The sequence below is a fragment of the Luteibacter sp. genome (assembly GCF_051958795.1).
GTDB lineage: Bacteria > Pseudomonadota > Gammaproteobacteria > Xanthomonadales > Rhodanobacteraceae > Luteibacter.
In genome coordinates this window covers 1-6,074 of the sequence record NZ_JBQCFT010000381.1, presented here as the reverse complement: position 1 = coordinate 6,074, position 6,074 = coordinate 1, and the positions used below count along the sequence as shown (strand labels likewise).

Here is a 6,074-nt window from a genome sequence, read left to right as displayed (position 1 = left end):
CCCACCGATGTGGGCGTCTCGGTCTTGGCGCGTGTGGTCTGGCTCGCTGCCGGGCTCGTTGCTGCTGGTGCGTTCGTCGCCGCTCTCTGGCTTGCCGGAAACGTCTGACATTCCGGCCCCATGACGCAGGCGTCACCCATCAGATAGGACGCTGCGGTTGACAGCCCGGTGGCGGGCCCGGAGGCAGTGCGATGGCATCCAGAAAGCAGGGTCTTTTCACGCGCATGGCCATGGCGGTGTCCAAAGCCGCCGGTGAGCCCGTCACGTTTGCCATCGCGCTCCTCGTCGTCATCGTGTGGGCGGCCAGCGGGCCCATTTTTGGATTCGGCGACACCTGGCAGCTGGTCATCAACACGTCGACCACCATCATTACGTTCCTCATGGTCTTCCTGATTCAGGCGTCCCAAAACCGGGATACCGAAGCGCTGCAAATCAAGCTCGACGAACTCATCAACGCGCTGAAAGGCACAAATGAAGCGTTGCTTGACCTCGAGCAGCTCGACGAGAAGGAGCTCGACCGCATCAGAAAGGTCTATCTCGAGAAGGCTGAAGCAGCGAGGGGTGACCGTGATTCCGGTACACGTTCCCGTGGCCCTCAATGATTTGGACGTGGACGTGACGCACTCGCCCATGGAGCAGCGGCACGTTACCGCATCACGAGATGCGCTCGTTCGACCCACACCGCAGCGTCGTGCTAACGAAAGGGGGTCGGGCATACCCTTCGTAGACGGCCCGTTGATGTGACCCATGTCAAACGAATGGTTCCAACCAACGGGAGAGGGTTCATGACGGGTTCGTTGATTCGAGTTGCTGCGCTGGCCTGTTGCCTCATGATGGCAACAGGTCCGTCTATCGCCCAGGCTGCGGACACGTCGGCTGTCGGTCAGTCGGATGCGGCATTCGTGAAGGCGGCAAGTGCGGCGGGATTGGCCGAGGTCAATCTGGGCAATCTCGCAACGCAAAAGGGAGAGTCTGACGACGTCAAGGCATTCGGCAAGACGATGGTCTCTGACCACACAGTGGCGGGTGACGAACTGAAAGCCATTGCATCGAAAAAGTCGCTTCCGGTCTCAAGCGAACCCATGCCCGCTGATGCCAAGGCGGCCGAGTTGATAGGAAAGAAGAGCGGCGCTGCGTTCGACCAGGCCTTCAAAAAGCAGATGGTTGCCGACCACCAGAAGGCCATCAAGCTGTTTACGACGGAGTCGACCACCGGCAAGGACGCTGACCTCAAAGCCTTTGCCACGAAGACCCTGCCGACGCTCAAGCATCATCTTGAGATGGCCCAGAAGCTGCCGGAGGCGAAGTGAGCACCATGACCGACCGCACGCTGCAGGACCTTGCGAAGGCCATGGCGAAGATTGATTTCGCCATGCTCCAGACCCATGCCGCCAATGGCGAAATCGCCGGGCGCCCGATGAGCAACAACGGAGACGTCGAGTACGACGGTGACAGTTGGTTCTTCGGCTATGAGACCACGCACTTCGTCGCCGAGATTGAAGCCAACCCAGCTGTCGCCCTGTCGTTTACCGGCGAGAAATCCCTGCTCGGCAAGCCTCCCTTGTTTGTCGCAGTCGAAGGTCGCGGCGAGCTCATCCGGGACAAGGCGCTGATGCAGGCGCACTGGCACACGGAGCTGGACCGGTGGTTCGAGCAAGGGGTCGACACGCCAGGCATCGTGATGCTCAAAGTCCACGCCCGGCGCATCACGTGGTGGGAAGGCATGGACGAAGGCGAAATTCAGCTCTAGGCCACGTTTCGCTCCCGCGATGGCACCGTGCGCTCACAAGTGCCCCGGGGCCATTGACTCCGACGCCATGGACTGCTCGAGGGCGACAACTAGGACGGTCCCGTCGTCTGTGGCCCGCGCAAAGTCCCGGTGCAAGACGGCGGCAATCAAGGCGGGGTGGCAGCTTGATAGGCCGGGATAGTCCTCCAACTGCCACCGCGCCCTGAGCCCATCGGTGTGGAGGACGAGGAGACCGTCCTGTGCCTGATGCGCGAACGCGCGCAGGCGACGCGCCCGAACGCTGAAAATGCCGGGGTTTGAAACAAGGGCTGCTGATTTCTGCTCGCCAATCAAGCGACCCGTTGTATCGCCCAGTCCACAGTAGTGGAGCGCGCCGGCCGCCCGCGACCAGAGGGACAGCGCGCCGACGCCGCCGACGGTGCCCTGCATCGCGCGATGCACGGATGACGCGAGGCCGACGGGGTCCTGGAGCGGTTGTTGGCAAAACGCCGCAACCCCTCGTGCTGCCGCCAGGCAAGCCGATGCCCCATGGCCGAGACCGTCAATGATGATGGCGCTGACCGCATCATTGTGTGCGCTCACTGCCCAGCTGTCCCCGCAAAAATGCCCGCCGCGAAACGTGTGCTGGGCGACACCATATCTCACAGCGGGCCCGTCGGCCGCTGGGGATGCATGGGCCGCTGCGCCCTGTGGGCCTGACCATTGGTCAAAGACTGTGTCAGCGAATCCATCCGGACATAGGAAACGGATCGGAAGCGTCGCAACTGCAGTGGTCTCAAGCGTCGGTCTGGCGCCGGCAAGAACGCGGATGCAAACCTGCCCATCCCCAGTGCCGGCCATCGCATTGGCCCAGAGGCGGGCCGCCTTGAGCGCCGGTTCACCCCTCCCGTCGGTGACGCCATGTTCCCTTGCGAAGTGACCAGCTATCCCAACGACGTCCTGAGCGTCGGCGCTACTGCCGACATCAAGTCGGACAAAGGGTGTCGCCGAATGGGTGGGGACGGTCCCCGTAACGGACGTGGGCACGGGCGAATCCGGCAGAGAAGGTTGTGGATAATGCAAAGACACCGCGCGAAGGAAACGTTCAGAGGCAGGCGGCTTGCGGGGTGACCGGCGGCGCATCCGGCGTGCGCATGTCTGTGACAGGGAGACTGGCATACAATCGATACACGGGAGAACACATGCTGCCTTCGAAAATACCGCCATGGGCTACCAACGACCTCGCCCGACGCCTCATCGAAGGAGGCTATCTCGTCGATGGCACGCCGGCCGGCGACGTCGCGCGAGAAGTCATCGAAGTGGGGGAAGAAGCGTTGTCAGCGCAATCGCGTCGCATTTATGAACGCTCCTTGCTCCTCGCGATGCGGGCATTGGCCAACGGCGAGCCCAGACTGCGCATTCTTGAGTTTCTGATGCGCGACAGCTGAAACCCGAGGGTCCCCCGGCCCCCACCTTCGAGCGAGGGCGGCAGGGATCCGCCGGCGCCATGGGCTTTAGCCATGGACGGCGGATTCGGTCTCTGTTGCGTCAGCGTCGGGGAGCCTTGCGGCTCATCCTTCCGAACGGTTCGTTGCCAAGTGCGCCGCACGCCTGCGGATGGCCAAGCTCGGAAGCTGCGCCGTCTAGCCAGCCCGCCGGCAGGTGCATCGTCCACTCAACATCGCGGGCGACGTCATCAGGAACTGGCGTCGCGGCAAGAAAGCTTTCCAGCTCGCCCACCGAAAGACCCAGGCGCTCCGCCTGCGACCGAAGGCTGTCCGAGCCTTCCAACTCCCGAATGTTCAAATTCGGCACAGCAGGCATCGAAACGAATTAGCCAAATTGATGTGAATCAATTTCGTACACGCAAAAGCGTAGCAACTTACGTCAATCGTAAAATGTTGTTGACCACACGCCGTGGTGGCGATAAATATTTGCCCATGGCACCGCACGCAGGCGATTCGCGCGGCCAACCAATGACGAATGGTTCGTCATCGTCGTCGCAATGGCGACGTAGTTAAGAAGGAAGAAGTAGATGGAAAGCAAAGTGATCAACGACGCCATGGATCTGGAAGCCCTCGAGTCGCGACTCGAAATGGAGGCGGCGACAGCGGCGTTCACGCCCCTCGCGGCCACGACCCCGGTGTGCATTTGCCACTTCTGGTAACGATCCGCCGCGTTCGTTCGCATAGTGTCGGACGAAAGAAGACGTGAGCGCAGGCAACTGCATTAAGGACCTCAAATGAGCGAAGAACTTAACGAACTCGAACTTGAAGCGCTCGAGTCCCGCTTGGAAATGGAAGCTGCCACGGCGGCCGCGCCATGGCTGCCGATCGAGTGTTGGTGCAACTGATAATTTGATCGGACGATCGGTGGAATGGCTTCTGAAATGATGGACGTATCATCTGTTCCACCGAGAGTGACGGGCGAGGTCGACATCGCCCGTTTCGAGGAATCAGTAGGATCCGTTGAACGATGGCGGGTCTCGATTTCGGGTCGCGTTCACTTCTTAACGTCCGCCGACACCGCGTGGCGGATTAAGTCAATAGCACAAGCGGACACATATTCCGAAGCGTACCGAGACTATGCGAAGGCGTCAGGTCAAGCCGGCACGATGCAGCACTTCGTCCGGTGGGCTGAGGCAAACCGCTTGCGGCTGGAGCGGCTTCATGAGACGCCAGATGACCACCCGCTGGTCTGGCGACGAAAATTACTCGGCGAGGCCGCTTGCCAGGTCGTTGGTGGGCTCATGTCGGGACTCTTCTCGAGATGGGTTTGGCCTTTGCTCGTGCTTCTCGCCGCGGCGGCGACCATCGCATTTGCGCTCACACCGGGCAGCGAATCAGAGGCTAGCCTTTGGACAACGGTACCGGTGGTTCTCGTGGGTATTCTTATTCATGAGCTTGGACATATAACCGCGTGCGTTCGTCAGGGGGCACGCCAAGGCGGGATCGGAATCGGCGTGTATTGGATTTGGCCCGCTTTCTTCGCCGACGTGCGGGGGAGCTGGTCGCTTCCTCGGTTGGCTCGGCTGCAGGTGAGTGCCGGTGGACTTTACTTTCAGTTCCTCTATTTCGCAGTTCTTGGGTGCATTTATTTGCCTACGAGGGATGCGAGCATATGCATGGCCATGCGTGTTACGGCATTGCTAATGGCGACTACCTGCAATCCGGTATTCAAGTACGACGGATATTGGATTCTTTCCGATGTCGCCAATGTCACAAATATTCATGGACGGATCGGGTCATACATCAAGCGTCTGTTTGCCGGTCGCGTAGAGGAGCAGGCGGTTCGGCTCAATGAAAGCTGGCTCTGGATAAGCGTGGCGTTCGTTGCGCTTGCCGGATCGTATCTTTGCTACGTGTCGATGGAACTGCTTGGTGTAGGAGCGAACGCGGTCAGAACCATGGTTCCGGCGTTTCGGGAGATGTCGGACCGTCCGAACCCCATTGCGGCATCTGAGTGGATTGAACTAGCGATTCCTGCCTTCCAGGCGGTATTTGTCACGTTCGTCCTGAGCGTTCTCGCGACAAGGGCGATCGCCTCAGGCAGAGCGTTATTCCGAAAGTAGAGCAGGGAGTGTCGGTGAGGGATCAAATCATTCGAACTGCAAGTCGGTTGCGTAGGATGGATCGAATAGTGCGGGGCACAACTATGTTCCCGGTCATTGTGATGCCGAGTTCCCCCGCCGCGTTTAGTCGTTTGCGATCGTTTGATGCCCAGGGCGTACCTGTTCGTTCCGTGGGTAACCCTGGCGTGATAGAAGCTTGGGGCATTTCGGAGCCGAGGCGCTTCTTGACGCCCAAAGAACTATGGGACGACTTGCGTTTGCATCAAGAACTCCCTTACGCAGTGGTCGTATTCGAGGATCAACTGGTCTCTATCGATCCGTCGTACATGGCCGTCTCCGTCAATGGAGACGTTTACATGGTTTCGCCAATAGCCGCGATGTTGCACATGAAGTTTAGGCCACCCTTCTATGTCGGTCGCCTAAAGAAAGGATTGGTCCTGCAGGATATTGAGCTCCGACGTGTCTCTGTTGAGGACACGTTTGCCAAGTCCATCGAGGGTGTCTCAGCATTTTTCAGCTCGCTCTTGGAGACTACTATCGCGTGTCAGGGCGACTCAGCTATCGAATGGTATGCGCGCCGGGTATTCGACCTGAAGCGCAACGGCAACCATCGCAGGGCTCTCCTTCAACAGCTCAAGGAGCTTGAGGCCATTGCCCGGCTATGGCTGGCTAAATCACCGGGCGAAGATTCAGTGGCATCGGTTGCACGACTAATACAGGAAAGTGCTAAGTCGATGGCTCGGAACAAGTATGAGTTACGAAAAAATCAGGGGT

8 protein-coding genes are annotated in these 6,074 nt (G+C 59.5%); 7 read left to right on the top strand and 1 reads right to left on the bottom strand.

Annotation, left to right across the window (positions count from 1 at the left end; all coding sequences use genetic code 11):
• The first annotated feature begins 191 nt into the window (after positions 1-191).
• The 4 genes from ACTHLF_RS20305 (at position 192) to ACTHLF_RS20290 (ending at position 3,177) form a co-directional block, all read left to right on the top strand.
• Positions 192-602, top strand: a complete 411-nt coding sequence (locus tag ACTHLF_RS20305) for a low affinity iron permease family protein (RefSeq protein WP_440329897.1) — start codon at positions 192-194, stop codon at positions 600-602.
• A gap of 183 nt (positions 603-785) precedes the next feature.
• Positions 786-1,310 carry a DUF4142 domain-containing protein gene (locus ACTHLF_RS20300; RefSeq protein WP_440329895.1) on the top strand — a complete coding sequence of 175 codons (525 nt, stop codon included), beginning with the start codon at positions 786-788 and terminating at the stop codon, positions 1,308-1,310.
• A gap of 5 nt (positions 1,311-1,315) precedes the next feature.
• A complete protein-coding gene (locus ACTHLF_RS20295; RefSeq protein WP_440329899.1) occupies positions 1,316-1,750 on the top strand; it encodes a pyridoxamine 5'-phosphate oxidase family protein in 435 nt (144 codons plus the stop codon).
• 1,181 nt (positions 1,751-2,931) lie between these two features.
• Positions 2,932-3,177 (top strand): hypothetical protein, encoded by a 246-nt coding sequence (locus ACTHLF_RS20290; protein WP_440329894.1) that lies wholly within the window; start codon positions 2,932-2,934, stop codon positions 3,175-3,177.
• Positions 3,178-3,277: 100 nt separating this feature from the next.
• On the opposite strand, the gene ACTHLF_RS20285 is transcribed toward ACTHLF_RS20290, so the two are convergent.
• Positions 3,278-3,553, bottom strand: coding sequence for a hypothetical protein (locus ACTHLF_RS20285; RefSeq protein ID WP_440329892.1), 276 nt, complete (start codon positions 3,551-3,553; stop codon positions 3,278-3,280).
• Between the two features lie 211 nt (positions 3,554-3,764).
• Here ACTHLF_RS20285 and ACTHLF_RS20280 point away from each other — a divergent pair, with 211 nt between their 5' ends.
• The 3 genes from ACTHLF_RS20280 to ACTHLF_RS20270 form a co-directional block, all read left to right on the top strand.
• Positions 3,765-3,896 (top strand): hypothetical protein, encoded by a 132-nt coding sequence (locus ACTHLF_RS20280; protein WP_440329890.1) that lies wholly within the window; start codon positions 3,765-3,767, stop codon positions 3,894-3,896.
• A gap of 447 nt (positions 3,897-4,343) precedes the next feature.
• Positions 4,344-5,300, top strand: coding sequence for a hypothetical protein (locus ACTHLF_RS20275; protein WP_440329888.1), 957 nt, complete (start codon positions 4,344-4,346; stop codon positions 5,298-5,300).
• Positions 5,301-5,524: 224 nt separating this feature from the next.
• Positions 5,525-6,074: hypothetical protein (locus ACTHLF_RS20270; RefSeq protein ID WP_440329886.1), on the top strand; the 550-nt coding region annotated here is incomplete at its 3' end.